The organism is Luteitalea sp., from assembly GCF_022842525.1.
Classification (GTDB): domain Bacteria; phylum Acidobacteriota; class Vicinamibacteria; order Vicinamibacterales; family Vicinamibacteraceae; genus Luteitalea.
On record NZ_JALHPM010000098.1, the window covers coordinates 1 to 25,582 of the forward strand.

Annotated in this window: 21 protein-coding genes and 1 pseudogene; 12 read left to right on the forward strand and 10 right to left on the reverse strand. The window is 66.4% G+C overall.

Translation table 11 applies throughout. The features are described from left to right. A partial coding sequence (locus Q0C41_RS18425) for an IS3 family transposase (RefSeq protein ID WP_291986117.1) occupies positions 1-556 on the forward strand: 556 nt, incomplete at its 5' end. A 59-nt stretch (positions 557-615) separates the two neighbouring features. Here Q0C41_RS18425 and Q0C41_RS18430 read toward each other — a convergent pair. Together Q0C41_RS18430 and Q0C41_RS18435 are read right to left on the reverse strand one after the other, a co-directional pair. Further along, complete coding sequence (locus tag Q0C41_RS18430; RefSeq protein WP_291986119.1) at positions 616-5,973, reverse strand: PQQ-binding-like beta-propeller repeat protein; 5,358 nt, start codon at positions 5,971-5,973, stop codon at positions 616-618. Continuing rightward, positions 5,970-6,953 carry a hypothetical protein gene (locus Q0C41_RS18435; protein ID WP_291986121.1) on the reverse strand — a complete coding sequence of 328 codons (984 nt, stop codon included), beginning with the start codon at positions 6,951-6,953 and terminating at the stop codon, positions 5,970-5,972. The genes Q0C41_RS18430 and Q0C41_RS18435 overlap by 4 nt, the downstream gene beginning before the upstream one ends. Before the next feature lie 80 nt (positions 6,954-7,033). Between Q0C41_RS18435 and Q0C41_RS18440 the strand changes: the two genes are divergently transcribed. From Q0C41_RS18440 to Q0C41_RS18450, 3 genes are all read left to right on the forward strand, one after another. After that, positions 7,034-7,699: an RNA polymerase sigma factor gene (locus tag Q0C41_RS18440; protein WP_291986123.1), complete on the forward strand. Its 666-nt coding sequence runs from the start codon at positions 7,034-7,036 to the stop codon at positions 7,697-7,699. 56 nt (positions 7,700-7,755) lie between these two features. Beyond that, positions 7,756-8,754 (forward strand): hypothetical protein, encoded by a 999-nt coding sequence (locus Q0C41_RS18445; RefSeq protein ID WP_291986125.1) that lies wholly within the window; start codon positions 7,756-7,758, stop codon positions 8,752-8,754. Positions 8,755-10,292: 1,538 nt separating this feature from the next. Next, positions 10,293-12,425: a VWA domain-containing protein gene (locus Q0C41_RS18450; protein ID WP_291986127.1), complete on the forward strand. Its 2,133-nt coding sequence runs from the start codon at positions 10,293-10,295 to the stop codon at positions 12,423-12,425. Positions 12,426-12,453: 28 nt separating this feature from the next. Here Q0C41_RS18450 and Q0C41_RS18455 read toward each other — a convergent pair whose 3' ends face one another. After that, positions 12,454-13,503: a VWA domain-containing protein gene (locus Q0C41_RS18455; RefSeq protein ID WP_367079237.1), complete on the reverse strand. Its 1,050-nt coding sequence runs from the start codon at positions 13,501-13,503 to the stop codon at positions 12,454-12,456. Between the two features lie 1,173 nt (positions 13,504-14,676). Here Q0C41_RS18455 and Q0C41_RS18460 point away from each other — a divergent pair. From Q0C41_RS18460 to Q0C41_RS18480, 5 genes are all read left to right on the forward strand, one after another. Continuing rightward, positions 14,677-15,900, forward strand: coding sequence for a hypothetical protein (locus tag Q0C41_RS18460; RefSeq protein WP_291986128.1), 1,224 nt, complete (start codon positions 14,677-14,679; stop codon positions 15,898-15,900). Further along, positions 15,897-16,706, forward strand: a complete 810-nt coding sequence (locus Q0C41_RS18465; protein WP_291986129.1) for a GSU2403 family nucleotidyltransferase fold protein — start codon at positions 15,897-15,899, stop codon at positions 16,704-16,706. Before Q0C41_RS18460 ends, Q0C41_RS18465 begins: the two co-directional genes overlap by 4 nt. An 89-nt stretch (positions 16,707-16,795) precedes the next feature. Next, on the forward strand, positions 16,796-17,323 hold the full coding sequence (locus tag Q0C41_RS18470; RefSeq protein ID WP_291986130.1) for an RNA polymerase sigma factor: 528 nt from the start codon (positions 16,796-16,798) through the stop codon (positions 17,321-17,323). After that, on the forward strand, positions 17,310-17,660 hold the full coding sequence (locus Q0C41_RS18475) for a hypothetical protein (protein WP_291986131.1): 351 nt from the start codon (positions 17,310-17,312) through the stop codon (positions 17,658-17,660). The genes Q0C41_RS18470 and Q0C41_RS18475 overlap by 14 nt, the downstream gene beginning before the upstream one ends. Positions 17,661-17,671: 11 nt before the next feature. Continuing rightward, entirely contained in the window at positions 17,672-18,664 is a 993-nt protein-coding gene (locus Q0C41_RS18480) for a hypothetical protein (protein WP_291986132.1), read from the forward strand. A 702-nt stretch (positions 18,665-19,366) separates the two neighbouring features. Here Q0C41_RS18480 and Q0C41_RS18485 read toward each other — a convergent pair. From Q0C41_RS18485 to Q0C41_RS18500, 4 genes and pseudogenes are all read right to left on the reverse strand, one after another. Next, positions 19,367-19,753 carry a hypothetical protein gene (locus Q0C41_RS18485; protein ID WP_291986133.1) on the reverse strand — a complete coding sequence of 129 codons (387 nt, stop codon included), beginning with the start codon at positions 19,751-19,753 and terminating at the stop codon, positions 19,367-19,369. A gap of 696 nt (positions 19,754-20,449) precedes the next feature. After that, a pseudogene (locus Q0C41_RS18490) lies at positions 20,450-21,151 on the reverse strand (IS3 family transposase); the annotation flags it as partial. A 132-nt stretch (positions 21,152-21,283) separates the two neighbouring features. Further along, a complete protein-coding gene (locus Q0C41_RS18495; RefSeq protein ID WP_291986134.1) occupies positions 21,284-21,736 on the reverse strand; it encodes a hypothetical protein in 453 nt (150 codons plus the stop codon). Between the two features lie 10 nt (positions 21,737-21,746). Beyond that, positions 21,747-22,730 carry a hypothetical protein gene (locus Q0C41_RS18500; RefSeq protein WP_291986135.1) on the reverse strand — a complete coding sequence of 328 codons (984 nt, stop codon included), beginning with the start codon at positions 22,728-22,730 and terminating at the stop codon, positions 21,747-21,749. A gap of 374 nt (positions 22,731-23,104) precedes the next feature. Here Q0C41_RS18500 and Q0C41_RS18505 point away from each other — a divergent pair, with 374 nt between their 5' ends. Then, on the forward strand, positions 23,105-23,335 hold the full coding sequence (locus Q0C41_RS18505; RefSeq protein WP_291986136.1) for a HepT-like ribonuclease domain-containing protein: 231 nt from the start codon (positions 23,105-23,107) through the stop codon (positions 23,333-23,335). A gap of 292 nt (positions 23,336-23,627) precedes the next feature. Here Q0C41_RS18505 and Q0C41_RS18510 read toward each other — a convergent pair whose 3' ends face one another. Next, positions 23,628-23,933: a YheU family protein gene (locus tag Q0C41_RS18510; protein WP_291986137.1), complete on the reverse strand. Its 306-nt coding sequence runs from the start codon at positions 23,931-23,933 to the stop codon at positions 23,628-23,630. Positions 23,934-24,090: 157 nt separating this feature from the next. Here Q0C41_RS18510 and Q0C41_RS18515 point away from each other — a divergent pair, with 157 nt between their 5' ends. Both Q0C41_RS18515 and Q0C41_RS18520 read left to right on the forward strand, forming a co-directional pair. Then, positions 24,091-24,405 carry an FtsX-like permease family protein gene (locus Q0C41_RS18515; protein WP_367079238.1) on the forward strand — a complete coding sequence of 105 codons (315 nt, stop codon included), beginning with the start codon at positions 24,091-24,093 and terminating at the stop codon, positions 24,403-24,405. A gap of 40 nt (positions 24,406-24,445) precedes the next feature. Then, positions 24,446-24,745, forward strand: coding sequence for a hypothetical protein (locus tag Q0C41_RS18520; RefSeq protein ID WP_291986139.1), 300 nt, complete (start codon positions 24,446-24,448; stop codon positions 24,743-24,745). Here the strand turns inward: Q0C41_RS18520 and Q0C41_RS18525 are convergent. After that, positions 24,742-25,269, reverse strand: a complete 528-nt coding sequence (locus tag Q0C41_RS18525; protein WP_291986140.1) for a hypothetical protein — start codon at positions 25,267-25,269, stop codon at positions 24,742-24,744. The genes Q0C41_RS18520 and Q0C41_RS18525 overlap by 4 nt on opposite strands. Positions 25,270-25,359: 90 nt before the next feature. Then, positions 25,360-25,582, reverse strand: a 223-nt coding sequence (locus Q0C41_RS18530; RefSeq protein WP_291986141.1) for a hypothetical protein, incomplete at its 5' end; no start/stop codon positions are given.

Here is a 25,582-nt window from a genome sequence, read left to right on the forward strand (position 1 = left end):
CGCCCGCCCGGCCGACCTGGTCGAGCGGCGGTTCACGGCGACGCGCCCCAACGAGCTGTGGGTCGCCGACTTCACCTACGTCGCGACGTGGCGCGGATTCGTCTATGTGGCCTTCGTGATCGATGTCTTCGCGCGGCGCATCGTGGGGTGGCGCGTGTCGGCCTCGCTGCGCACCGACTTCGTGCTCGACGCGCTTGAGCAGGCGATCCACGAACGCATGGACGACGGGCTCGCGGGCCTGGTGCATCACAGTGATCGCGGCGTCCAGTACGTGTCGATGCGGTACACCGATCGCCTCGCCGACGCGGCGATCGCGCCCTCGGTGGGCAGTCGCGGGGACTCGTACGACAACGCCCTCGCCGAGTCCGTCATCGGGCTCTTCAAGACGGAGGTGATCCAGCCACGCGGACCGTGGCGCACGCTCGAGGCCGTGGAGTTTGCCACCTTGGCGTGGGTCCACTGGTTCAACAGTCAGCGTCTGCTGGGGCCGCTGGGGTACGTGCCGCCCGCGGAGTATGAAGCGCAGTACTATGCCGGTCAGGCCTCGGTGGCCTGACTCACACCAACAGCTCTCCAGCAATCCCGGAGCGGTTCACATGACTAGTCCACCATGAATCAACGTAAACGCGTTGCCAAGGCGTTGGTGCCTGCTGCCCACTGCACCCCATCGGCATTGCTGTACATCGCCCGCTCGACCACGACCTGCGCGGGAATGGTGCCGGTAGAGGTGACGATGGCCCCGAACCGCCGCCCGGCCGCGCTTTCGAAGTCCTGCTTCACCGGCACGTTCGTCCGCGAGCGCGGCGGCAGCGCGTATTCTCGATTGGCCGAGGTACCGTCCTCGAACAACAGCGTCACTGTCGCGATACCAGCAAACGCGGACGTATTGGCGATGAGAATGTAGGTCTCGGTCGCACCCGTCCCACCCACTTCCCCTTCGGCCAGTGCCCATTCTGTGCCTGTCTCGGTGCTCCCAGCCGAGTTGTGGGCCTCATGCCACGTTCCGCCGCCCGGCCACCACATTGCCCGCTCTACGACAATCGGGACCCCGTTCGTCGCGATCACGGTCGTGGAGACAGCCACATCGGCGAGTGGTCTCCCAGGCACTCCCGGAATCTCCTCCATGTCCACCCATATGGTGGAACGCGAGTTGGCCGGAGCCACGAGCGGTCTCGTGTAGGTCGTGCCGTCGCCGAGCAGATACGTCACCGTCACGTTCGCATCGCTGGACGTGGGGTTCGCGATGAGCACGAACAGATCGAAGAAGGCACCGGTGGCGCCCTCGGCCAGAAACCACTGCGTCGCAGGCGCGTTCACGGCCATGCTGGCATGTCCAGCGTTGAACGTCCGGTTCTGACTGGAGAGGTACATCGCACGCTCGACGATGATGGGCGTGGAATCGAGTGATTCGATCACGGCGCTCAGATCCGCGCTCTCGAGTGCCCGGCCGGCACCCGGGAACTCCTCGACGTTCACCCAGATGTTCGTTCTTGACGTGGGCGGCAGGATATACGTCTTCTCGAGTGGCGTTCCGACGCCACGCAAGTAACGCACGCGGACACTCGTGGCCGTCGTGGCAGGATTCTGCAGCAGGTAGAACAGGTTGAACCCGCTGTGGGTGGCACCTTCCGCCAGGTACCAGACCGTGGCAGGTGCTGCCACCGCGGTTTCGGCGTGCGCGCCGTATCCGGACGTGTCCCACGTCATCGTTCGATCCACGACGAGCGGCTGCTCGGACTCGACCACGGTCGAGAACTCCGCCGATGCCAGTCCGTCGATCGCCTTGGGCCACACCGTCGCGCGAGTCCGCGCCGGCACCCGCACCGTGTGCACGATCGGGCTGCCGGCGCCTGGCAGGAACGTCACCTTCGCATCGGTCGCAGCGTTGGTGGGATTCAGCAGCGCCAAGCGGGTATCGAAGAAGGCGGACGTTGCACCTTCGGCGAGATAGCCCTTCACGGAGTTGCTGAAAGTGTAGCCAGAAGACGGAGCCGTCTCGACTGGAACGCTCCTCGCTAACTCCCTCTGGACACCACCGACCTGCGACGTTATGGAGTACGTCTGCCCTGGCACCGCATCGATGTGCGGTACGACTTCGACCTTGTACTCGCCTGGGAGGCCCAATGGAATGATCACCTCGTCATGACGCTCACCGTCCTCGCCGACGTATTCGTCGTAGGTGGCCCACGGGATTGTGCCGCCCGTCTTCCCTACTGAGCGTCCCGCGGGATCGGTGACTACGACGTCCACAGGTGACCGCACGGAGACGAGGACAAGCCCATTGCCTTTGACTCCAACGGTGTGCAGAGCCGCCAGAAGTCCATTGACGTCCTTGGTCTCCTCGATGTGGGAATACTCCTGTACTCGCACTACGCCCTTTACAGTGACTGCTGCGGGCACGCGTGACATGTCCTGGCTGTCGAAAGGCACGATGCAGTCGTTCGGATCGTCCAGGACCGCATCGGCCCACTCCACCAAGTCACCCCAATGATCCCACCCGCATCGGTCCGTGCTTCCGACGAGGCTGACGTAGGCGAGACCGCGAGGCAGGAAGGACGCCAGGTTCAACTGGTTAAGGAACGTAGACCCGGGCTTCATGTCCTCCGCCCCCTGGCTGAGGGCGCACGGCACTTCCTCGAGCAACTCACATATCTTCTGCGCGATAGGCGTCCCTTGGTGTGGGGTGCCGTAGGTGACGAGCCCGACGACCTCCAGGGCGCCAGCCATACGGTCGGCGGTGTATTGCGTCGATTGCAGGTACGACCTGGCCGCCAACCCGCCGGCGCTGTGGCCTACCAATATCAGTCGTTGCACACCGCCACCGCGGGCGGCGGCGATTCGTCGCAACTGCTCGCCCAACTCGGTTCCCCACGCCTTCAGACCAGACCCAATCTTGTTGTCCGTAAACGTGACGGTGTAGAACGCATAGGTGGACCCGCTCCTCAGCGCCCAAGGTATGAGACCACCGGCCCCTACGCCGTCACATGGGACGGGTCGGTTCAATCCAGCGTCGCCACCGTATACATCCACCGGCCGGTTGGGACTCGCCAGGGCACTCATGGTCTCGACCCACGTGCAGGCATCCGACGTGATCCCGTGCACAAACACGACTGGCACTTCAACCTCGCTGAGGAAGCCCACGTGTGGTTCCCCCAACGGATCGAGATGGCCGTCTGTGACACCGTCGGGCGTCACCCACGCCAGCCGCAGCGGAACCGACTCCAGGTCGCCGTGCCACGCTAGCACATCGGTCGCGAGCGGCACTCCACTGCGATAGCTCGACGTCGCCACACCGTCCGAACCTGTCATCGCAGCTGCGATGAGCACGTTCCCCTCAGACGAGCGGAACCGAACGAGCGCGTTGGGTATCGGATCGCCGTTTCCGTAAGCCATTCTTGCGGTTAACGTGATGGACTGTCCCGGTGCTACAGATGACCGCGCCGCTGCGAGGGTGATGCTTCCAGAACTCCCGCCGGCCTGTGCTCGCACCCACCGGCTGTCGCTAACGCCGCCTGAGCGCATGACGCGGATGCGCATGTCCTCGGTTCCACCACCGCCGATGTAGGTGTGCAATCGGAGTTCACCCGTGCCAAGTACCTCGAGCCCGAGTATGGGGAACGCACCGCTCTTGCTCACCAACTCCGCACGAAGGTCCGCGCCAAAGCCGATCCCTTGAAGTGTGAAGGTCGTGGCTTGACCACGAACAGCACTGGTAGGCGAGATCGATGTGATCTTGAGTGACTCACACGCGGCTGCCGGGGACACGGTGAACGCGAGACTGGACGAGGACGTCTGTGACTCCTCGTCCACCATCACCAGCATGCTCGGCCCGGGAGTGTGCCCGCAGTCTGGTCGATATGCCCAAATCGTTCGCCCGGCTCCATCGCCCACAACCGGGCCGATCTCCGACCAGTGCGCCGCTCCGACCTGCCTGACGAACCGTCGGATCTTGCCGTTAGGAGTAAACCCAGTCCCTGACACGACAAACTGCGTGGTCACTTGGGCGCCGACTTCTGGCGAGATGCCTGCCGACACAGGGCGGACACCGGACGACGCAACGAATGTGAAGGGCTCGGACGTGCCCCCGTCAGGGTTCCGAACGCGAATCGTGTACGGCCCCGCATCCGCCAATGTGGCCAGCATCGTCAAACTATTTGAGGTTGTTGCAGAGATCTGGGTTCCCACGAGAGTAGCGCCGCCCCCTCCAGGAAGGTCCACCAGGACGCTGAGGCCGGTGATGAAGCCGCTTCCAGTCACGCTCAGCTGGGTATCTGCGAGGACCACCGGAGGAACGGGCGGCGTGAGAGCCGTAATGGAGGGCACCTGAGGAGCGGCGACACCAAGTTCGAGGTGGTCGAGCGCCGCGTAGCCAACGCCGTCGTTGAACCGAATGGATCGAGCGCGTCCGATGAAGGGAAGGCGGTACGGAAGGTACTGGGCCGTGCCGGCGGACGCCGGCACTGACACGGCGCCCAGGAGGTTCCCGCTGGCGTCGACACCATCGTAAACCTGCACGCCGAAGCCGACGAGGCCCCCGATTGCCGAGAACGCCAGGCCATGCTCGAAGCCGTCCCGCAGGTTGATCGTGAATCCCGTACTGTACTGGAGCGCGTTCTTGCCGAGCGGCGCAACACCTGCGAACGTCCCGACTGCCCGCGGGTTTCCGCCCTCGTCACCGACGAAGGTGATGCCCCACGACGGGCCAGGGCCCGTGCCGATTCCGCCGAAACCGCCGTTGTAAAAGTTCCCGACGGCCTCGCCAGTCTGGAGGTCATCGAACGTGAGTACGACCGCGCTCGGTGGTGGGCTCGCTGTCTCGCCCCGAAAGACGCCGTCTTCAGTGCTCACCAGCAACGCCCCGTCGTGCGTGAGAAGGTGGCCGGTGATCGGCTTCGCGAATGTGTGTCGCCACAGCTCTGCGCCGTTGGCGAGGTTCAGGGCAACCAGGGCCCCCGTCCCGGCCACGACACCGTAGAGCCTTTCAGAAGCGGCAAGGATGGGACCGCCGAGACGGGCATTGAACACCCACAGGGGACTGCCGTCGGCGGCCAGGCTCTGCGTCTTGTCATTCAGTTCCAACACGATCTGGCCGCTCCCGGCGATAGAGGCGTTGAGAACCGGCTTCTCGGTCGGGATCACGTCACACGATTGCAATCCGTCGCGCAGGCGCATCAACCCGCCGTCGTACTCGCTCGTATAGACGACGTCATGGTAGGAGGAAAAGATCTCTCCTCGTGGATCGCACGGCGTCCCGCCCAGGTCGGCTCCATCCGCCACGCGGATTCGCACGACGTCGCCGATCAGCGAGCCGCCAGACCACTTCGATCGCATCATGTACATCACCTGCTCGGATCGATCGACGACGATGCGCGACTGCTGTTGTTCACTGCTCCATCGGACTTCGCCCGTGGCAGCCACTGCGGCACGACCACCCGTACCAACGTAGGTTCCATGCAGGGCAACGAGCACGGTCCCATCCGACAGAACGCTGAGGTCGTGGCGATAGCCGCTCGACCCCAGGTTGACGGGCTGCGCCCAGACGGCGCCTCCATCGGCGGCGTTGAAGGCCCAGAGAGCCCCGGAGTTGGTAGACGCGTAAACGCGTTGGCGCGACGCGTCTATCGCGACGTCAGATACTTCAGGAATGTTCTTGACCCACAGCAAGGTGCCCGCAGGCCCATGCACTGACAGGATCCCAAGCTGCTCCGAAGTGAGGTATACACGCCCCTGCGGATCCTCCCGGCGCACGCGAAGGCCTTGCGTGGCTGCCATTGACACAAATGTCGGCAGGGAACTCGGACCAGACACAGGTGTCGCCGCCGTCCTCCACGGATTGTTTCCCGCCATCGGCCAGCCCTGAAGTCCCGCCTCTGGCACAACTGTTTGCGCTTCGACTGGCGCAATGGAGAGGCACAGCGCATGACTCAGCACGATTCCGACGACGGCCGCCGTCACTGCGCGAATCGACGTCACTGTTCATCCACGCCGAAGTCGAAGACTTTGCCAGATCCGGATGCCATGAACCCCGACATGCCGGCAGCGTAGAAGAAGCAATACTCACCGCGCGGGAGAGGTTGCCGTGGCACGACACGGTAGCGTCCCGGGGATAGCCGCTCAATCGTCAATTCGACCGTGTCTTGAGAGCGAGTTCCGGCGCTGCCGCCGAACGCGCCCATCTCGCCGACTACGAGCTGGCGCTCTGTCTCCGTCGGGTCCATGCGCGCGAGGACGAACTCATTCGGGCTGGAGGCGCCCAGCATGGCTCCGGCGTTGCTCAGGCCAGAACCGAGTCGTTCGAAGACGAAGAGAAACTCCTGGTTGTGTGCGGTCGTCAACCGACGCGTCGCACGCGGTGAACGCACGACGGCCTTCCACTTCATCTTCTTGATCCCCATCGTCACACCTGACATGAAGACGCCGCCAGTCTTGCCACCCGAGAACACCGTTGGCTCCAGCAGAGCACGCTGATGACCTGCCAGGGAGTAGATACCAGCCTCTTCGACAGCTTGGTCCACCGGCGGCGACGTCGCCGGTGGTTCAACAACAGACGAATCGGCCCTGCCAGCCTGCGCGGCGCTTCGAGGAAGGGGCGCCGCGACTGCTCCGGGATCGACTCCGCCGAGCATCACCGAGATCACCCGCTCGCTGACGCCCCCCTGTTTGAGTTGCACGAGGCCATCCGCCGTCAAGTCGAAGCGCTTCGTCGGCGCGGAGTCGATACGGGCAATGATCAGACTGTCACTGAAGGCAGCACCTGCCAACTTGATGACATCAGCATTGGTCATACCCGCGGGCCGGGCCTGCCTGGCCGCCTGTGGCTCGGACATGGTGGGCCGAGCAAACAGGGTGACGCCAACCGCGACAAGCAATGCCGCCGCGATCGAGCCAAGCCGACGCACGCACCCGGCGCGTCGCCAGACCTTCTGTGCTTCCGACACCATCACCTCCGTCACACCTGACGTTCTTTGTCTTGGTGGCATCACACGGCACATCGTCCGTCGGCGGCTGGGAAGACAGGTTCCACACCGCCACGATGAATGCCGCGCAACGTCCACACTCGCTTTGGTCTATCGTGTTAGTCGTTTGCGCTCGTGGCATTTCCTATTGCCATGCTGGCAGGTCCTTCATGTCGAACATCCTCGCTACGCCAGAACTCCTGGCCGGCCTGCGTGCCGGCGACCCCTGGGCACAGGAGATGCTGGTGCGCGAGTTGACGCCACGCCTGATCGGTCTCGCACGTCTGCGTGGATTCGATCAGGCGGATGCCGAGGAGATTGCGCAGGACACATTGGCTGCGGCGACGGCGCAACTGCGAGACGGGCGGTTTGAAGGTCGGAGCCACCTCTTCTCGTGGGTGCATGCAATCTTCAAACGCCGGGCAGCCGACCGACGTCGGTCGAATGCCCGGCGGCCACACGACTGCGTGCCCCTCGACATGCTGGACGACGCCGGTCGACCGAGGTCGGACGCGTTGACGAGCGAGGTCGATGCGGCCACGGTGCTGCGCGTGCAGGACGCATTGGCCCGACTGAGCCCCGAGTACCGCGTTGTGCTGCTGCTGAACGTACACGAGGGCCACTCGGCCAAGGACATCGCGCGCATGCTCCGGCGGCATCACAAGACCGTGGAAGCAATCGTGACCGCCGCGAAGAAGGCGTTCCGACAGGCCTACCTCGATCAATCCGGCCCTACGCCCTAGGATCCGCAGGGCAATCCGACGACTAACGTACGAAGCCTCTTCGTGCTCCGCCCTCGATGGCTGACATCCAGCACCATCATCGCTGCCTCGACCCCGCACTGGGCGACCTGCGCGTCGCGTATTCCTTCGGCCACCTCGACGAGCCTCGAGTCAGCGCGTTCGAGACTCACCTCCTGACTTGCGTGGCCTGCTGGCACGAGGTAACGGCACTGAGACCGGCAGTTCAGGTGCTTTACGCCGACAGGCGGGTGCTCACCACAATCGAGCCTGCGGAGGTGGCGGGACTGATGGGGCTGTCGGCTGCGCTGCGGCGCCCGATGGCTGGCCACTCGGCTCACGCCGCCTTGGGGGCCGTTCTGTACGCCGCGATGTTCGCGATTCCCGTACTGGTGGAGTTGGCCTATCAGTGGGACCGCTATGGCCGCCTGGCTCTACTGTGTGCGCCGCCCGTGTTCGCGGCAATGCTCACGGTCACACTCCTCGCACTGTGGCAGCTGACTGCCGCCGCGAGAACCGGCGGCTACGGATTGGTGCGCGGCCTTGCATGCCTGGTTGGCGGTGCGGCGGGCGTCGTGGCCATTGTCGTCGCCGTAATGCCAGTGGCCCCGACCGTTGAAGCCGCCTTCAAGACCTACCCGGCTCACCTGGGGTACCTGAAGAGCGCGTTCTATGCACACCTCGTGGGACCGGCGTTCCTGGTTCTCCCGTTTGCCTTCGTCACGTCCATGCAACGAGAGTTGCAGCGAAAGCGGCATCAGCAGGTTCTGTGGCTCATCGACGGCGACAGCCGTGCCGCGGCGCCGCGCGGAGTGCATCGCGTGTCGCTGGGAAGCCTGCTCATTTACCTCGGCCTGCTCTTCACGTTCCACGTCGTCGGCGTGAGTCACCTGTTCGACAACCTGTCGGAGAGCCCTTATCGCACGTTCTTCATGGCATTGGTCATGGTACGGGTGGGGATATCCCTCCTTCTGCCATGCGCGTGCGTGTGGTGGTTCAAGTCATCGCTGGACGACCTGCGGCGTGAATGCCTCGCAGTGCTGTCGTTCGAGCGCTGAACCGCGCGGCGGCGATCCAAAGTTCAGCACCTCGTTCAGTGACGGGCACCGTCGATGTGATCGCCGGACTCGAGCCTGGTGGCCGCCGTGTGCCCGTAGGCCTCTGTAGGCGTTCGCAAGTGCGAAGCAGCGCCAAGTCGTCTGCTTCGCCCATGTGACCCAACGCGATGGGACAGGGGGTGAACGTGTTCGAGAGTCTGACGCCGACGCGGCTACGCGTCGCTTAGAATCTTGAGTCTTTGACACGAGACCGCGCCGGACGGCCCGAGCACCTCGCCGCGAGCACGCGAGGCGCGGCGATGGAGCGACGTCAGCGTCCAGGTGGCTTCGGCGGCCCGACGAGCTTCGCGCGAATCGTGGACCTCCAGGCCGTGCTGTAGGAGACGTAGGTGGCGTGCCGCCGTCTGGTGCGGTACACGGACCGGTACGCCGCAGCCGCCGTCTGCATGCTGAGCTGGACTGACAATTGACGGACAATCCGAGGCTGCCTTGAGCGGCGTCGAGCGGCCTGCAGCAGTAGTCAGGCTTTCAGAGCGGTGGCCGCAGCGGGCTCCTGCGCCCTCGGGTGGCCTCGCCCCCGAAAACTTCTAAGCCGGGGGTCGCAGGTTCGAGCCCTGCCGGGCGTACCAAGCTAAGTCGTGACCGCACAACAACTTACGAATCGTGACCAGAATTGCGGGCTGCGCTCGCTTTCCTTGCTGAGGCAACTGGAGCCCGCTGGAGGCCACTTCGCGTTGTCAGTCGTTTGTCAGTCTGGCCCGATGGTCCTTATCGGCCAAGCTCCAAATGCAGCGCCGGCCATCACGCAACCACCTGTTATTGCATTGTCGCTATGCATTTCGAGCCTCTGCGACCCCCGGCTCTTTGGGACAGTAGGTCGCAGCTCGGTCGGCTAACGCGGGCCTCGCGTTGTCCGTCAATTGTCAGTCGTCAGAATTCACTTACAGGTCTTGGTGCGTGAGCAACCTGGTTGCTGCGGACGCGCGGGTGCGAACAGCGCGGCGTGGCGGTGCTCCCACGAGGTGCCGGCCCTCTCACGGTCGTCCATCGGAAGGTCGCCTGGCGGGCCATCGTAGCGGCTAGTCCAGACAGCTCCCGTGTGGAAGCCCGCGCCGCGGCGGCACCCCGCCGCGCGCCGGCGCGGGCTCACACTCTTCGGATGCGCGCCCAAGTGCCGCGCGATGTCGCACAGCTAGACGCCTCGTCGCATCAGTGGCCGGATTATCATAAAGCCCTCCTGCCCGAGCATCGACGGCCTCCCTCTGGGTGCCACTCGGAGGGATATGTCGTCTCGCTAGGTGGGGGGACGTCCTACTTCCGTGCTCTAGCGACTTCTACGCTCGGCGCTCGACAGGCGTGGGATTGCTGCAGATCGAGCATTCCGTGCCCGTCGTCGATCATGACCGCGTCCGCGCCGTGAGCAAGATGTTCCAGCGCGGGCAGGGAAGAGGTGTCCGACAATGCCTTGGCCATTTCGTTGCTCAAGCACTTCGGCGCGACCCAGCCAGCCGCAACGAGGCTGCGCGACCTGCCCTGACGTGCTCGCGCCGTCGGCGAGGGCGAACTTCGAGATCCGCCGCGCGCTGGCTGCGGTTCTGTGGTCGATGACTGCCCTGGTTGCGCACGCGCAGCAGCCCGCCCCACAGCCCGAAGCAGAGCCGACCTTCCGGCTGCGTACCGATGCCGTTGTCGTCGATGTTGTCGTCCGGAGTGACGAGCGCAGCCCTGTGCAGGGGCTGACCGCCGCCGACTTCGACGTCACTGAGGATGGCGTGCCGCAGGTGATCACGTCTTTCACGGCGAAGCAGACGCAAGTGGTGCGAGTGCTCTCCGCCGATGAGATCGACCAGGCGAGCCCGCCCGCGCACGCGCTGCGCGTCGATGCCTCGACCGGCGACGCGGGCGTGGTCGCCGTGGTCTTCGATCGGCTGTCCCCCGAGGGGCGATTGTTGGCGCATCGGGCCGTGCGGCAGTTCATTGGCCACGGTCCTGCCGCCCCCGGCGCGGTCGGCATCTTCGCCATCACGCGCGAAGGGATCAACACGGTGCAGCACTTCACGCGTGACTATGCCAGCATCCGCCGTGGCGTGGACGCGCTCGGATTCAGCCGCGCGTCCTCGGTCCGAGAGGTGGCGGCTTCGACTCCAGACACCCTTGCCATTGGGAGCGGCACCAATGACGGTGCCGGCCCGCCATCAACCGACGCGCCAACGGCGCCCGGCAGCATGCGTGAGCTGGAGGCGATGCAGTTGCGGATGATGCTCGGCTTCGACATGGTCGAGCGTGACCTGCGTAGCGGCATTACACAGGATGCGCTGCTGGCCGTCATCAGCGCTCTCGCCGGGGCGCCTGGGCGAAAGAGTCTGGTCTTGCTGTCGGAGGGACTCGACCAGGGGCCATCATTGCGCGGTCGGCTGCAGGACGTCATCGCCGCCGCCAATCGCGCCAATGTCGTCATCTACGCGGTCGACGCCGCTGGGCTTCGGATCGCATCGCCGACGGCCGGAAGCGCAGGCTTGTTGAATGACACCGGATCAGGCGGCGCGATGCTGAGGCGCATGGAGCGCTTCGAGACGGTGCTGCTGTCCACGCCGGCGACAACGCTCGGCCGTCTGGCGCGCGATACTGGCGGTGCATACCTCCAGAACACCAATGACGTCGCGCGGATCTTCACGCGCGTAACCGAGGACTTTGCCAACCACTATGTGCTCACCTACGTGTCGAGCAATGCGACCTACGACCGTAAATACCGCCGAATCCGCATCGCTGTCGCTCGCTCAGGGGTGACCGTGTCCGCTCGTCACGGGTACTACGCCATCGCGCCGACGCGCGGCTTGGTCACCCACGCGTGGGAGGCACCCGCCGTTTCGACTCTCGAAGGGACAGCGCTGCCCAACTCCTTTCCGGTACAGTTCGAGCGGCTGGTGTTCCCGACCGCCGACCCCGAGAGCTCGCAGGTTCCACTGATCGTACGCGCAGATGCTCGGCACCTAAAGTTCGTGGCGTCACCGGAACGGTATCGAGCCGAGGCGGTGTTCCTGGTGCGGATTCGTGACGTCAACGGACAAGTGCTCGCCAAGGGCAGCGATCATTACGTGCTGGAGGGGCCAGCCCACGAGCTAGAGACGTCCCGGTCGCAGGCGTTGCTGTTCTATCGCCAGGTCTCGTTGCCGCCAGGCACCTACGAGGTGGAGGCCGTCGTGCATGACGTGCAGGGCGATCGCATGAGCGTGCGCGTAGGAAGTCTCGACGTGCCTCGCCAGGCGCCCGGTCTGCCGCGCGTGGGCAGTGTCTTCGTCGTCGAGAAGGCGCAGCGCGGCATTGTCGCGCCCGCGCAGGCTGACAGCCCGCTGCTCCATAACGGCGTCCTTCTCTATCCCAACCTCGCGCACGTCATTGCCCGGGGCCAGGCCGACGAGGTCGCGTTCGCGTTCTCGGTCGTCCCGATGGGTGCATCGGTCGAGCAGGCCACGGTGCAGCTGCTGCGTGGGCAGAGAGTCATCGGTGAGACTCAGCTTCAGCTCCATAATCCAGGCTCCGACGGCCGCATCCAGCAGATAGGGTCGTTTCCGCTTCCCGACCTTCTCCCGGGCCCATACGTTCTCCGGGTGCAAGTGGCGGCCTCAGGCAGGCTGCTGACGCGGAGCACGAAGTTTACGGTTATACCCTGACTGTGGCTGGGTATCCTCTGCACCTTGGTCAATCGGGAACGTACAGCTCTCGCGTGCGCACCGCGACATCAGGTCGTAGAACCCGCACTTCCACCTTCCGGAACTGGTTGCGAGAGCCTCGCGGCACCTCCGGTTGCCGGTACACTACGCGGTAGTACTGCCGTGTGTCGCCGACGAACTGGTGAGCACCGTCTGTGGCCCCCTCTGCTGCGCTAGTGACCGTGCCTCCTGTCGTCCGTGCCAGCACCACGAGGCTTCCACTCGGCGTCTCCGAGGGCCGCCGAACCTTCGTCACCGCACCGACCGCCGGTGTGTGCGTGATCCCTGCCCCGCGAAGGTCTGGCGCGTGCTGCGTCCCCGGGTCAACGCCGTAGATCGCGACGTTAGCGATGGAGGACGCCGCGACGACGCGGTCGAACACCTTGCGCGCCTGCGAGCACTTCTGGCCCCTCGCCTCACCCCAGTACACGCGCTGGCTGTCGCTGACCACGAGCATCGCGCGTCTGGTGCTGGGCTGTTGGGCCATGACCTTGAGCGCGTCTTCGATGACGCCCAAGCTCACCACGCTGCGCCGGCACGCCTCTGACCTGGATGACGAGCTGTGCCGCTGTCCAAGGAACCGCCGGATGGTCGCTCTCGACGTGGCGCGAACGGTGGAGAGTTGCTGAATCAGCGCGAATGGGCCGGTATTTACCACGGACAGTCGATCGGGTGGTCCCAGAGCATTTAGGAGCGCCAAGCCGACCGAGACGGCGCCGCTCGTGCCCGCTGGTAGCGTGCCGAAGTCATCAAGCACGAGGACAAAGTCGCCGGGTGGCTCGGGCGAGTCACCGGTGACCGTGTCGACGTGCCCAAAGGCCTCAATCGTTTGCGCGACGCCGTTGTCGAGGACCTCGACTTCGGCGGCGGTGAGGTCCGACACCGGCCGCCCATCTCGCGACACGATGACCGTCAGCATGACGAGCGTGGCTTTGCTCGGTGGTGAGGACACCTGGGCGGACGGCATCCCCGCCGTCGTGGCCAGTGATACGGCCAGCAGCGCGGAGGTGGGACGCCAGGCACGGGCAGAGCCAAGCATGGATGAGGCACCCTAGCAGCGAGCCGAGGCGATCGCAACCGCGAGAAGCTGAGTACTCCACGGCCACATGGGTAGCTGCGGCTGCGGGCGGGCCGCGAGTGCGTAGCCTTCGTGTCCATGCGCACCATCGGCGGGATTAGCATCCTGTGGCACCTCGGTGGCAACGTGCTGCTGACCGAGTCCGCTTTGACCGACCTGGGCGTCGGCAGCGGTTGGCTCGGCGCGAGCCTCGCCTTGGTCTGCAGTTGGGGGGGAGACGCGACCCGCCGGACGAGGGGGAACCGGGAGGCGGCACCGTCACCGAGGTAGATTCGCGGGCGCGGCCACGACGGCCTGACATTCCGAGTTGCCTCAAGACCGGCGTTGACATGCTGCCGCGCCGACCTCGGTGCACTTTGAACCCGGTGAACACCAGTAGCGCGGCTGAGCTCGACTGACAATTGACGGACAATCCGAGGCTGCCTGTGGCGGCTTCGGGTGGTCTGCAGCGGCGATCGGGTTCAGCCTGGTGAGGCCGCAGCGGCCTGCTGCGGCCTCGAGTGGCCTCGCCCCCGAAAACTTCTAAGCCGGGGGTCGCAGGTTCAATCCCTGCCGGGCGTACCACTCGCTCCGCTCGGCGAACGCCCGCTGAGTCTTGCCACCGATACGCCGAGTGGTCGAGCCCTGCCGGGCGTACCACGTCGCCCTGGGCGACGTGGTCACGCCACGCCAGACCTCAGCGCGATGCCTCCGCCCTGCGGGCTCGGCATTCACGTCGAGCCCTGCTTGCGCGCCGAAGTTCGAAGAACGAAGGCGGGCCACCCATCGTCGTTGCTTTGCCCGCCGAAGCCTCGAAGAGGCGAAGGTGGGTCAGTCAGGGCCGGTGGTCCTGCTCGGCGAGCCCTTTAAGTGAATCGTGCACCGTCACGCCACCGGGGGTTGTTGCATGCTCGTGATGCATCTCCTGAGTCTGCGACCTCCGGCTCTTTGTGCAAGTAGGTCGGTGCTCGCCCGGCTGACGCGGCCCTCGCGTTGGCCGTCAGTTTCAGTCCGTCACGATTGTCTTACCTGTACCAGCTGAGGTTCTTGCCGGGTGCCGCGGCTGACAGCCCGGCGTGCCCATTTGACCGCGATCGCGAGAGGCGTTACCATGGCCGTGTTAATTAACGTGGCCAAGATAATTATCATGGCCATGTGGAAGGCATCATGGCCCACGACGTGAGCGGATCCCGCAGCGAGGCCCTGGAAGACCGGGTCGCCGGCATTCTTAGACGAGCAGGTTGGAAGATCAAGCGGCAGCCGTGTGTGGGCAGCCTTCGTGCCGATCTCCTGGCTCAGCGCGGCGAGCACTCGTACGTCGTCGAGGTGAAGAGCGCACCTGAGGGGCGCCGGGACCGACTGCTCCCGCTACTCGCTCAGGCCATTCTGCAGGCAAGAGCGTTCGCGGAACGCAGCGTGCAACCGGTGGCTCCGCTTGCCGTTGTCGGGGCGAAGAGCGTCAGCGCGGTTCTTGTTCGCGACCTGGACCGGTTCGTCCAGGAGTACGCTCCCGAGGCCGCCGTGGGCTTGGTCGACCTGGAAGGATTTCAATGGTTTCGCGGGCCAGGGCTCGAGTCGTCGATGAATGCGGAAGGGCGACCAGCGCAGCGCCGACGGCACGTTCGCGCCCCCGTGGCGGCGGCCTCGCACCTGTTCTCTGACTTGAACCAGTGGATGCTCAAGGTGCTGCTGGCCCGGTGGATTCCCTCCGACCTGCTGCGTGCTCCGCGAGGCGAGTATCGCAACGCGTCACAACTCGCCGCGGCGTCCAACGTCTCCGTGATGAGCGCCTTTCGGTTCGTGCGGCAGCTTCGGCTGGAAGGCTTCCTCGACGAATCGGATTCCATCCTCAGGCTCGTTCGGCTCGAAGAACTGCTCCGGCGCTGGCAGGCCGAAAGTCCGCGGCCAGCACGGGACGTGCCTATGCGCTGGATTCTCAGGGGCAATCCCGAGCGCCAACTGCAGCACGCCCTGCGTGCTCAGGCCCCCGACTCTGACGCGCCACCTCCGCGGTCGCGTCGCGCCGCCGCGGAGCCGCCGCGCCTGTGCCTTGGTCTCTTCGCCGCGGCCGACGCATTGGGTCTCGGATTTGTGCATGGCGTCCCGCCGCACGTCTACATCGAGCAGCTCGAGTCGGGCGTCTTGGAACGACTCGGGCTTTCAGTAGACGCACCCGACCCGTCTCCGGATGTCTACATCAGAGTCCCAGCTGCGCGAGAATCTGTGTTCCGCGGGGCGGTGCTCCGTGACGGCGTTCCAGCCTCGGACGTCGTGCAGGTCTGGCTGGACGCAGGTGCCTACCCGGCCCGCGGCCGGGAACAAGCCGACCTGATCTATCGCAAAGTGCTCAGGCCTCTACTCGCAAGGGTCCGCCAGTGACCGCCGACCGCGACGACGAGCACCTTGCCGTCCTTGTCGATGCACTGGGTCCATACGTTGATCGTGTCGTCATTGTCGGCGGTTGGGCACATCGGCTGTTCAGGCGCCATCCTCTGGCGCAGACGCTGCCATACCGACCGCTGATGACGCGTGACACGGACGTGGCGCTTCCAGATGGCATGCCCGTCGACGAAGGCACCCTGCGGGACCGGCTGCTGGCACGGGGCTTCACGGAGGACTTCGTGGGCGACGACCGCCCGCCTGTCACCCACTATCGGTTGGGCGGCGCTGATGCGGGGTTCTACGCGGAGTTCCTCACACCGCTCTCAGGAGGCGAGTTCCGGAGGGATGGCACCCGGGACGTGACCACGTCGCTCAGCGGCGTCTCCGCGCAGAAGCTGCGTCATCTCGACGTGCTGCTCATCGCGCCCTGGAGCGTGAGGCTTGACTCTCCGGACGCGACCAGGGACGTCATGATCGCGAACCCGGTCTGCTACATCGCCCAGAAGCTGTTGATCAGTGGCAAGCGGCGCCCTGATGAACGCGCCAAGGACGTGCTCTACATTCACGACACACTGGAACTGTTCGGAGGCTCGATCGCTGAGCTTCGGGCGCTATGGATCGATTCCGTGCGCCCGAGGCTCGGACCTGGCGTTGAAGCCAAGATTCGACGCGCCAGCAGTCGAACCTTCGCTGAACTGACCGACACCATCAGGCAGGCGTCATTGATGGCTGCCGGGCGGTCATTGTCCGCGAACGCCCTGCTTGAACGATGCAAGTTTGGATGGCCACAGGTTCTGGGGTGAGTGGCAGCTGGCTCGATCGTCCTGCTGCTGGCGAGAACAACACGCTGGCCAGTTGCGACGAATCAGTGTCTGGCGCGTTATAGGAAGGCATGGCGGGTACCGATGCGTCCGATGGCCTGATCGCGGGTCTCATCGCTGAGTACGGTCGGGCGCTGCGCGGGTACTTTCGGCGCGCGACCGGCGGCGGCGACGTCGCGGAAGACCTCGTGCAGGAGGTGTTCGTGCGGGTCGCAGGGGCCAGCTACGAAACCCGGGGACGCGAGCGTGCGTGGCTCTTCACGATTGCGCACAACGTGCTCGTCCAGCATCTTCGCCGCCACCCGCGACAGATCGTCGCCCTGCACGAGCGGCACGAGCCGGTGGGACCAGCACGCCAGGATCTTCGCGCCGCCTTGGACCAGGCGCTGCAGCAACTGCCCGACCTGGACCGTCACGTCTTCTTGCTCTCGGAACTCGGCGGGCTCACCTACGCCGAAATCGCCGCGTCCTGCAACTTGTCCCATGCCTCGGTGCGCTCGCGCATCTTCCGCGCGCGTCTGGCGCTCCGAGAGCGCTTACTGCCGCCGACCTCGCCGCAGGTCGGCCGCCGCAGGAGTTCGACCGATGACGACCGATGACCGCAACGTGCTCTCCGCCGTGCTCGACAACGAGCCCGTGGATGCCGACGAGCTGGCACGTCTCCTCGAGGCGCCAGCACACCGCCAGCTGCTCGTCGACTTCGTCCGGCTCCGCGCCGCGGTGCGGGACGCGGACCGACCCGGACCCACACCCGTGCCGCAGCACGTGCCGCGCCCACCCGTGGCGCGGATGTTCCTGCGCACTGTCGCGGGCCTCGCGTTGGTCGGCCTGGGACTGGCGGGTGGCACGTGGTATGCGCGTCAGGCAGACGATGGGTCGGCGGCGCCTCCACCGTCCCGGATCGTGCAGCTCAGGCCACTGGACTCTGGCCGTTAGGAGGTCTCCCCATGCGCTCACGTACGCGTCTCCCTGTGGCATTGGCCGTAATCGTCGTCCTCGGGCTTGCCCTGCCCCGCTGGTCGGCGTCCGCGCGCCAGTCCGATCGCGCAAGCGACATCTACCCCATGCTGACGCTGCAACTCACGGGCGCCTCTGCACGTGGCGGGGCCGGCGGCTCCATCTGGCTCACGCAAGAGGAGTGGGTCGAGGCGACGCTGTTCACGGGGGACCGCAACGCGCCGACCACGTCCCTCTGTACCGCAGAGGTGCGGATGACCGTACCCGGTACACGGCAGGGCATTCCCGCGGATCGACATCCAGCGGTGGCGTGGACCGTCGCCGCTCGCCTGGTGGAGTTTGCCGGGGATACGGCCACCATCGATCTCCGGTGGCGTCGAGCCCCCAGCGTGAGTGGCGTCGAACCCTCGATCTCGCGTGAGCGACACGTCCGGTGGAAGGTCTCGGAGGGCGGGCGTACGGTGCTGGACGCGGTGCATGCGGCGGCGGACGGCGGCACGTGCCCGAGCATGGCACTCACTGCGGAGTTCGGGATCGGTAGCGCCGTCGAGTTCCGCGACGCCGGCATCGCTTATGACACCTGGCTGGTGCAGACCCTGCCAACAGGCGAGACCCGGACCCATCACGTGCGCACGAGCGGGCAGCAAGGTGAAGCGATCAGCATGATGTTCCCGCGTGTCCCCCTCGACGGTCTCCCGACCTCGGTTCCGCCACTTGATCTGAAGGTGAGCGGCGCGATCCGCGGGCGCCTGCGAGCCGACGGCTCGATCGAGGTGTCTGTGGACGCCTCCAGGTATGTGATGACGCGCGACGCGAGCCTCGCCACTGGCACCGGCGGGCGGTCCCACCTCCGCATGGGTATTGGCGAGACCGTCGAGTTCACGCCAGTCCCCATGCACGGGAACGTGCAGGGCCACGACCTGGCGGAGCTCATGGCCCCGGTACCGACGGCGATCCGAATCCGGGCCAGCCGACTGTGGTAACAGTCGACGCCGTCGCTCAGCGGAGGACCGCTAGCGGCCGAGCTCGACTGACAATCGACGGACAATCCGAGGCTGTTTCGAGCAGCTTCGGGTGGCCTGCAGCAGTGAATCGGCGTTCAAGGGGTGAGGCCGCAGCAGGCTGCTGCGGCCTCCAGTAGCCTCGCCCCCGAAAACTTCTAAGCCGGGGGTCGCAGGTTCAATCCCTGCCGGGCGTACCACTCGCTCCGCTCGGCGAACGCCCGCTGAGTCTTGCCACCGATACGCCGAGTGGTCGAGCCCTGCCGGGCGTACCAAGTCGCCGTGGCGACTTGGTCACGCCACGCCAGACCTCAGCGCGATGCCTCCGCCCTTCGGGCTCGGCATTCGCGTCGAGCCCTGCCGGGTGCCGAAGCGCCGCAGGCGCGAAGGCGGGCCGGACGCTTTCACTCCGAGCAGGTAACCAGTGCGGCACCGTGCGCTGCAGTCACGAGTGCTTGCCCGCCGAAGCCTCGAAGAGGCGAAGGAGGGTCAGTCGAGGCCGGTGGTCCTGCTTGGCCAGTCCCTGAAATGCATCGTTGGCCATCACGCAACCGCTGGTTGTTGCATTCTCGCGATGCATTCCTGGGGTCTGCGACCCCCGGCTCTTTGGGCAAGTGGATCGGAGGCTGCTCGATCTGGCGGAGACGGGTGAACGCACGCGACCTCAGCGACGCGTTGGGACTCTCACCGGCGAGCCAGGAGCACCCGTCGTTCGATTTGCGGGTGCGTCAGCCAGACGGTGTCGGGCGTGAAGACGACCTCCCCACCACTTCTCCACAGGTCATTGCCGGTGCGCTCGTGCTCGTCCAGGGTCCGCGGCGTCTCCACGAACTCCTCGAAGCCGATCCGCCTCGTTTCGTCGAGCGTAAGGACGTGTCTGACGGCGAGGTCCCGCACGACCCGCCCGGCCTGGTCGTAGATCACGACAGCGTGTTGAAGGTCGTAGCGGCACTCGTTGCCCATCGTGGCCATCCATCCACGCGCGGGGTCAACCCAGGCCCACACCGGGTTGTTCACGAGCGGGCCGCGCCAGACGACATGATCGCTGTCGTCTGGCCTCCGGTGAAGCATGCGTGCTTCACTGGTGGCGTCACAGCGCGTCATCGCCGCCAGGCGCAACGTGTAAGGAGCCGCCAGGTAGGCAGCGCGCTTGGGACGTGAGTCGTGCCGTTGAGCACTGAGGCCCAGTGAAGGTATATCAAGCCGAGCGCGACCCGCGTGCACGACGCTCGTGCCCTGGGACCACACCACACCACGCACGCCCGCCCTCACCGCAGCCAGCGGCGCCGCGTCGGCGGTGGCACACGCTCCGGCGCTCGCACACCTGCCGGAACGACCGTCCCAGACGTCACTGGTACGGCGGGGCCCGGGACCGGCTCTGCCGTCAGACGTACCAAGGTTCCAAGCGAACGCGATCGGGAGGGTGAGCAGAATCAACGAGCGCATGTGAACCTCTCCTCACGGGGATCGGCCCAGCGTAGCGCGAAGAGGACTCCTGTGCAGGCCATTGCGCGCGGTGCTACTCGGCCCGACGCGGTTGCGGCGGCGCCGATGGCGAGGGCGGGCCGCGGCTAGGCTGACTGCGGGAGGGCGCGGACCCTTGGCCGCCGCCCCCGGGCCTGCATGGCATGCCACCGATCCCACTTCGCCTGAAGCGTCATCCAGATCTCCGCGTCCCAGTGAGTCAGCGCTTCAAGCAACAGCGCCGTATCCGCACTGACGCCGCGGTGGAGCGCACCGGGATCGTCGGAGACCCGGTTTGTTGAATCAGGCCACAGCGGCCTGGGCATAGTACTGCGCTTCGAACTCGGCCGACGGGATGTCGCCGATCGGCCCGAGCAAGCGCCGGTGATTGAACCAGTCGACCCACGTAAGCGTCGCGAACTCCACGGCCTCGAGCGACCGCCACGGCCCCTTCCGCCGAATCACCTCGGTCTTGAAGAGCCCAATCACCGACTCGGCGAGGGCGTGGTCGTAGGCATCCCCTTGGCTGCCCACCGAGGGCGCGATGTCGGCGTCTGCCAAGCGGTCGGTGTAGCGCATGGAGAGGTATTGGGTCCCGCGATCGCTGTGATGCACGAGCCCGGTGAGCGCATCGAGTACGAAGTCGGTGCGCATCGACGCCGACACGCGCCAGCCGACGATCCGCCGCGCGAACACATCGATGACGAACGCCACGTAGACGAACCCGCTCCAGGTCGCGACGTAGGTAAAGTCCGAGACCCAGAGCTGATTCGGCCGTGTCGCTTCGAAGCGGCGCGCGACCAGATCCGCGGGCCGGCCGCCGTCACCGGCGTGCGTGGTCGTGATCCACGCGCGTCCGCGAACCGCGCCGGCCTGGCCCATCGCCCGCATCAGCCGCTCGATGGTGCGGCGTGTCGCCTGGATCCCCTCGCGCCGCAGTTGCTTCCACGCCTTGCGCAGGCCGTAGACCCAATGGTGCCCGTCGCACACCCGCTGAATGTCGGGGCACTTCATCAGCCCGGTGACCAGCCATGGGGCACCGAAGGAGGCCTTTTCGGAAGGCCGCGCCCATTTGCTCGCCGGTCACGGACCAAGCCCCTTCACGGCCGCGACCGTTGCGGACGCGGGCATTGTCGTTCACGACACGTGACCGTGCGCGTCGATGCGGAAGACCCCCGACTGGGCACCGTTCGAGTAGGTGATCACCCGGATGCGAGTGAGGTTGAGGTACAGGTCACTCGCAACCGGAAGACTCGACACCGCCGGATCGGACACCGACGCCGTCCAGTCGCGGTCCACCGGGATGAACTCGAATCGCGGCGACCGGCACACGAACGTGTTCGACCCGCTCGCCTCCAGCACGCAGAGGCGTGGACTGGTACGGTCGTAGGGATCGCCAGGCGCGAGCGCGTACCAGATCGTGACGACCACCGGCGCGCTGGCGTCGCCGCCGACCGGTTTCAGACGCTCGTAGCGGACGGTGGTGACGGCCGCAGTGACCGGCTCGCTGGGCGCGACCGGCGACGAGTGGCGACAGGCCGGCGCCAGCACTGAGGCGATGAGGAGTGCGGCGCAGCCGTAACGCGACATCATGAACTCCCTATCGCACCTTGACACCCAACAGGATCCCGACCCCCGACAGCGGCAGGCGCGCCGGTGGGGGCGCCATGTGTCGGTCGATATCGGCCACGGCGGTCGGGGTGACGCCGCCGGTGCCGTCGATGACGGCGGAGATGGTCGATCCAGCGTGCATCTCGGGGGCGACGAGCGTGCGGAGGCCCACGGTGATCGCGGCGTGCCGGCCGATGCCGACATCCAGTGCCGCGGCGGCGAATCCAGCCAGCGTGGTCGAGGGCGCGAGGGCCGCGCGCACGCGGACGTCCTGCGCGAACAGCGTCGAGTGTCCGCCCAGCGCGAACGTCGTGTAGCCGAGCGGACCGGCGTCGCCGCTCAGTCGCGTCCAGGCGAGGCCGCCGCTCAGCACGAGCACCGTGCGCCGGCCCTGCCACCGCACCGCGGGCCCTGCGCCGACCGACCACTGCCGCAGCCGACCAGCCGTATCGGGCCAGTCCACGATCCAGGCGATCTGCACCGGGACGGGCTGGTTGGTGGGCGGCGGGCGCGAGGTGTACTCCAGCGTCACTTCATAGGGCGTGTTGCTGCCGGCAAGGTCGACGGACGTCCGCGACGCGAACACCTGGATCCCCACGTGACGCGACAGGTAGAGGTTGCTGCCGAACTCGGCACCGCGGCCGGTGGCTGGACGCAAGGTCAGCGTCTGGCCCAGGTGGCCACGCGCGTCGGGCGCGGATGTGACCTCGGGCGCGTAGTTCGATTCCAGCGTTCCGGTGCCGGTCGACTGCACCAGTGCGAAGGCGCCCCAGGCTTCGACACGGGAAGGAGTCGGTGGACCGGCGACGGTTTGCGACGACACCTGCCCGGGCCAGAACGTGGTGGATGCGAGGACGATGGCCGCCACGTAGCCGGGCCTCCCAGCGACGAGGGATCGGTATCGCGGCTGGCGTGCCGATTTCAGCAAAGCCACCCCGGCGAACGCTTCTCGGCGCGGCGGTGAGGTGCGCATGTCGTCCTTCCTTCCGACTACCGGATCGTCCAGGTCGGCCCGGGTTACGAGCACGCTCGAGGACCATGGCCGCCGTGGCCGTCACTGCTCTTCGACGTACCGGATCCTCACCCTCCAGAACCGCAGCAAGGGGCATGCCACGATGATTGGCAGCATCGAGGGCCAGGTCCCCACGCGGCCACGGCGACGTGTGCCGAGGGATTCCCCCCAACGCCCGGAAATCTCCGCAGCCGTCAAGCCCGCGTCACCCAGCCGTCGTCCCCAGGCGGATGTCCCTGGCCTTGGCACAGCGGATGTCTCCTTGGAACACGCGCATTGGCGCGTTCGAGGCGACGCCGCGGGCGTCGCCGGCCGACTAGACGCAAAACCTCGAGGTGCTCGGTGAAGCCGCCAAGAACGTGCCCGTCGACGTGCGCGGTCTCGATGCGGAGATCCCGTGGCGACGAATGAGCGGGCTGCGTGACGTGCTGGCGCACGCCTACTTCGGCATCGACGACGACATCGTGTGGAGCGTCGTGGCCGAGGAAGTTCCGTCCTTGTTGCCGCGGTTGGTCGCCTTGCGCGCACGGCTTCGAACTGCCAGCGCGGCGCCTCAGTTCGACTGACCATTGACGGACAATCCGCGGCTGCCTCTTGCGCCTTTCGGCGCCCTGCTGCGGGCATTGGCCTCAGTGTGGTGAGGCCGCAGCGGCCTGCCGCGGCCTCGGGTGGCCTCGCTCCCGAACACTTCTAAGCCGGGGGTCGCAGGGTCGAGCCATGCTTGCCTAGACAAAGCTCGAAGAGCGAAGGCAGGCAAGGCGTACCACTCTCACCTTCGGCCCCGCGACGCTCACGTGGCTCGTACGGTTGGCGCCAGCCTCCCGGCCGCTCGGCGCCATGTCTCCGTCTGATCCCTGGTCACTCGGTCGAGGGCCGGCGCGACCCGTCCCTCGCCGTCGTCACCACGAGGGTGACCGATGCGGTGCCTGGATCGAACGTGATGTGGGCGTCGCCGCGCTGCACCTGTCGCAGCACCTGCGCCACCTTGTCCTCGAGCGACGTCTCATGCAGACCGTAGTCGGTGCCTTCGCGCAACACGAAGGACTCGATCACCGCTCGGAGGGTGCCCGGCTCCAGCTGGTCTGCCTCCACTCGAACCGGCGCGTTGTCCTCGTCGTCGATCTGCTCCCCCGATTGGAGCGTGGGTTCCTGCTCGTCGTCCATGGCTCACCACCATACTCGATGGGCAGCGGACCGTTGTCCGCCACGCGCCTGCACTCGCCGGTGTGGACGTCGACAGGTGCACGACCGACCGCCTTGATGCTGGCGCCCGCTGGCCGCGCTGTGCGTCTATCATCGACAGGCCGCTGTCGCGTCGGCGATGTCGGCGTCCGTGCGTCAGCGTGGGAGGGAGATCGGCGTGCGCATGGCTCTTGGCGGGACCGCTCGCAACGTCAGGGCCCTCGTGCTGCAAGAAGCGCTCGTGCTGGCATTCGGGGGCGTGTTGGTGGGCCTCCTGCTCGCATCTGTCGCCACCCGGACGCTGCGTGGTCTGTTGTACGACACGAGCGCGGTAGACCCGGCCAGCCTGCTGACCGCTTCGCTGCTGCCTGTCGGCGCTGCACTGGCAGCCAGCTGGTTTCCCGCAAGACGCGCCACACGCGTCGACCCGATGGTTGTGCTGCGTGCGGAGTGACGACGGCGCGAGCTCGGCACGACGGCGGCTGCCATCCCTGGTGGCGGTCGCCACCTTGGTCGGCATCCTCGTGTTCACTGTCACCATACTGCTGTGGAGCCGTGACCCGCAGGCGGCGGTGGCTGTCATCTTCGGCCCACTGTTCGGACTGGTGGCGATGATCCCAGCATATCTGGTGGGCAAGGGCATCGAGTTGGTCATCAACGCGGCTCGGCGGGAAGGGTTGAATCGCCAGGACCAGTCCGTCACGGTGGGCACGTCTGGCATCGTGGTCGTGCTGGTACTCGCTGCCGTCGCCGGCGCCTGGATGGGGTGGAGAGCAACGGGTTTGCACCGCTAGAAGCCGACGCCGACGTTGATGCGCAGCGTCGGGATGAACGTCGGCCCGTCCGTCTCGCCGATGCCGATCAGGCGCTTGAGACCGAAGCCGGTGCTGAACGCGAAACGCCGGTTGAGCATCCAGGTCTGGTTGGCGTCGACACCGATGCCAAGACAGGTGCGGCCACGCCAGGGTAGATGCGTCATCCCGGCCTTGAGGCCGAACGACCGGCCCTCGAACACCCGGCCGCCGGGGTAGTAGCGCACGAAGACGTCGCCGTTCAGATAGGCGCGTCCCGTTTGGGCACTCGCGTGACCTCGCGAGGCGCCGACGCCGACGGTGACCGCACGGTCGACGCGCCGCTCGTACTCGCCGTTGACGAGGTCGATGACCAGCCCGAACGCGTTGCTCGAGATGACCTGCGACGGCGAGGAGAGGGCCGGCGGCGCCGGGGCCGGTAGGGACTGGGACCACGCCTGCGCGGCGAGCGTGGGGCAGAACAGGGCGACGACGACGAGCAGATGCGGGCACACGGTGCGGACCATGGCGATCCTCCTGCCGCGACGTTAGCGGCCGGTCGCGCCCGAGTCGTGCGCCGTCAGGTGAGAAACCGTGAGGAGGCCGACGGCCCGCGGCTACGAGGCGCGCGAGGCCAGCATGGCGGCTACGCCGTGGTAGCCGTCAGCGGCGCGGAGCGGCGCGAACATCGGGTCAACGGGAAGGCTCCAGCCCAGCGGCTCGGGCGACGACCCGGCGAGGGCGTCCGCCACCAACGCCACGCCTTCGCTGCCGCGTCCGGCCCACCCGTGTGCGGCGGCCAGCAGGAGCGTCCGCTCGCCGAGCTTGCCGGCCCGGCCC

Excerpts from the sequence above, each read along its gene's own strand:
- Q0C41_RS18470 (WP_291986130.1), top strand. The coding sequence starts at position 16,796 with ATGGCGGGTACCGATGCGTCCGATGGCCTGATCGCGGGTCTCATCGCT.
- Q0C41_RS18480 (WP_291986132.1), top strand. The coding sequence starts at position 17,672 with ATGCGCTCACGTACGCGTCTCCCTGTGGCATTGGCCGTAATCGTCGTC.
- Q0C41_RS18485 (WP_291986133.1), bottom strand. The coding sequence starts at position 19,753 with ATGCTTCACCGGAGGCCAGACGACAGCGATCATGTCGTCTGGCGCGGC.
- Q0C41_RS18510 (WP_291986137.1), bottom strand. The coding sequence starts at position 23,933 with ATGGACGACGAGCAGGAACCCACGCTCCAATCGGGGGAGCAGATCGAC.
- Q0C41_RS18445 (WP_291986125.1), top strand. The coding sequence starts at position 7,756 with ATGGCTGACATCCAGCACCATCATCGCTGCCTCGACCCCGCACTGGGC.
- Q0C41_RS18525 (WP_291986140.1), bottom strand. The coding sequence starts at position 25,269 with ATGGTCCGCACCGTGTGCCCGCATCTGCTCGTCGTCGTCGCCCTGTTC.
- Q0C41_RS18500 (WP_291986135.1), bottom strand. The coding sequence starts at position 22,730 with ATGCGCACCTCACCGCCGCGCCGAGAAGCGTTCGCCGGGGTGGCTTTG.
- Q0C41_RS18455 (WP_367079237.1), bottom strand. The coding sequence starts at position 13,503 with ATGCTTGGCTCTGCCCGTGCCTGGCGTCCCACCTCCGCGCTGCTGGCC.
- Q0C41_RS18475 (WP_291986131.1), top strand. The coding sequence starts at position 17,310 with ATGACGACCGATGACCGCAACGTGCTCTCCGCCGTGCTCGACAACGAG.
- Q0C41_RS18515 (WP_367079238.1), top strand. The coding sequence starts at position 24,091 with ATGTCGGCGTCCGTGCGTCAGCGTGGGAGGGAGATCGGCGTGCGCATG.
- Q0C41_RS18495 (WP_291986134.1), bottom strand. The coding sequence starts at position 21,736 with ATGTCGCGTTACGGCTGCGCCGCACTCCTCATCGCCTCAGTGCTGGCG.
- Q0C41_RS18440 (WP_291986123.1), top strand. The coding sequence starts at position 7,034 with ATGAATGCCGCGCAACGTCCACACTCGCTTTGGTCTATCGTGTTAGTC.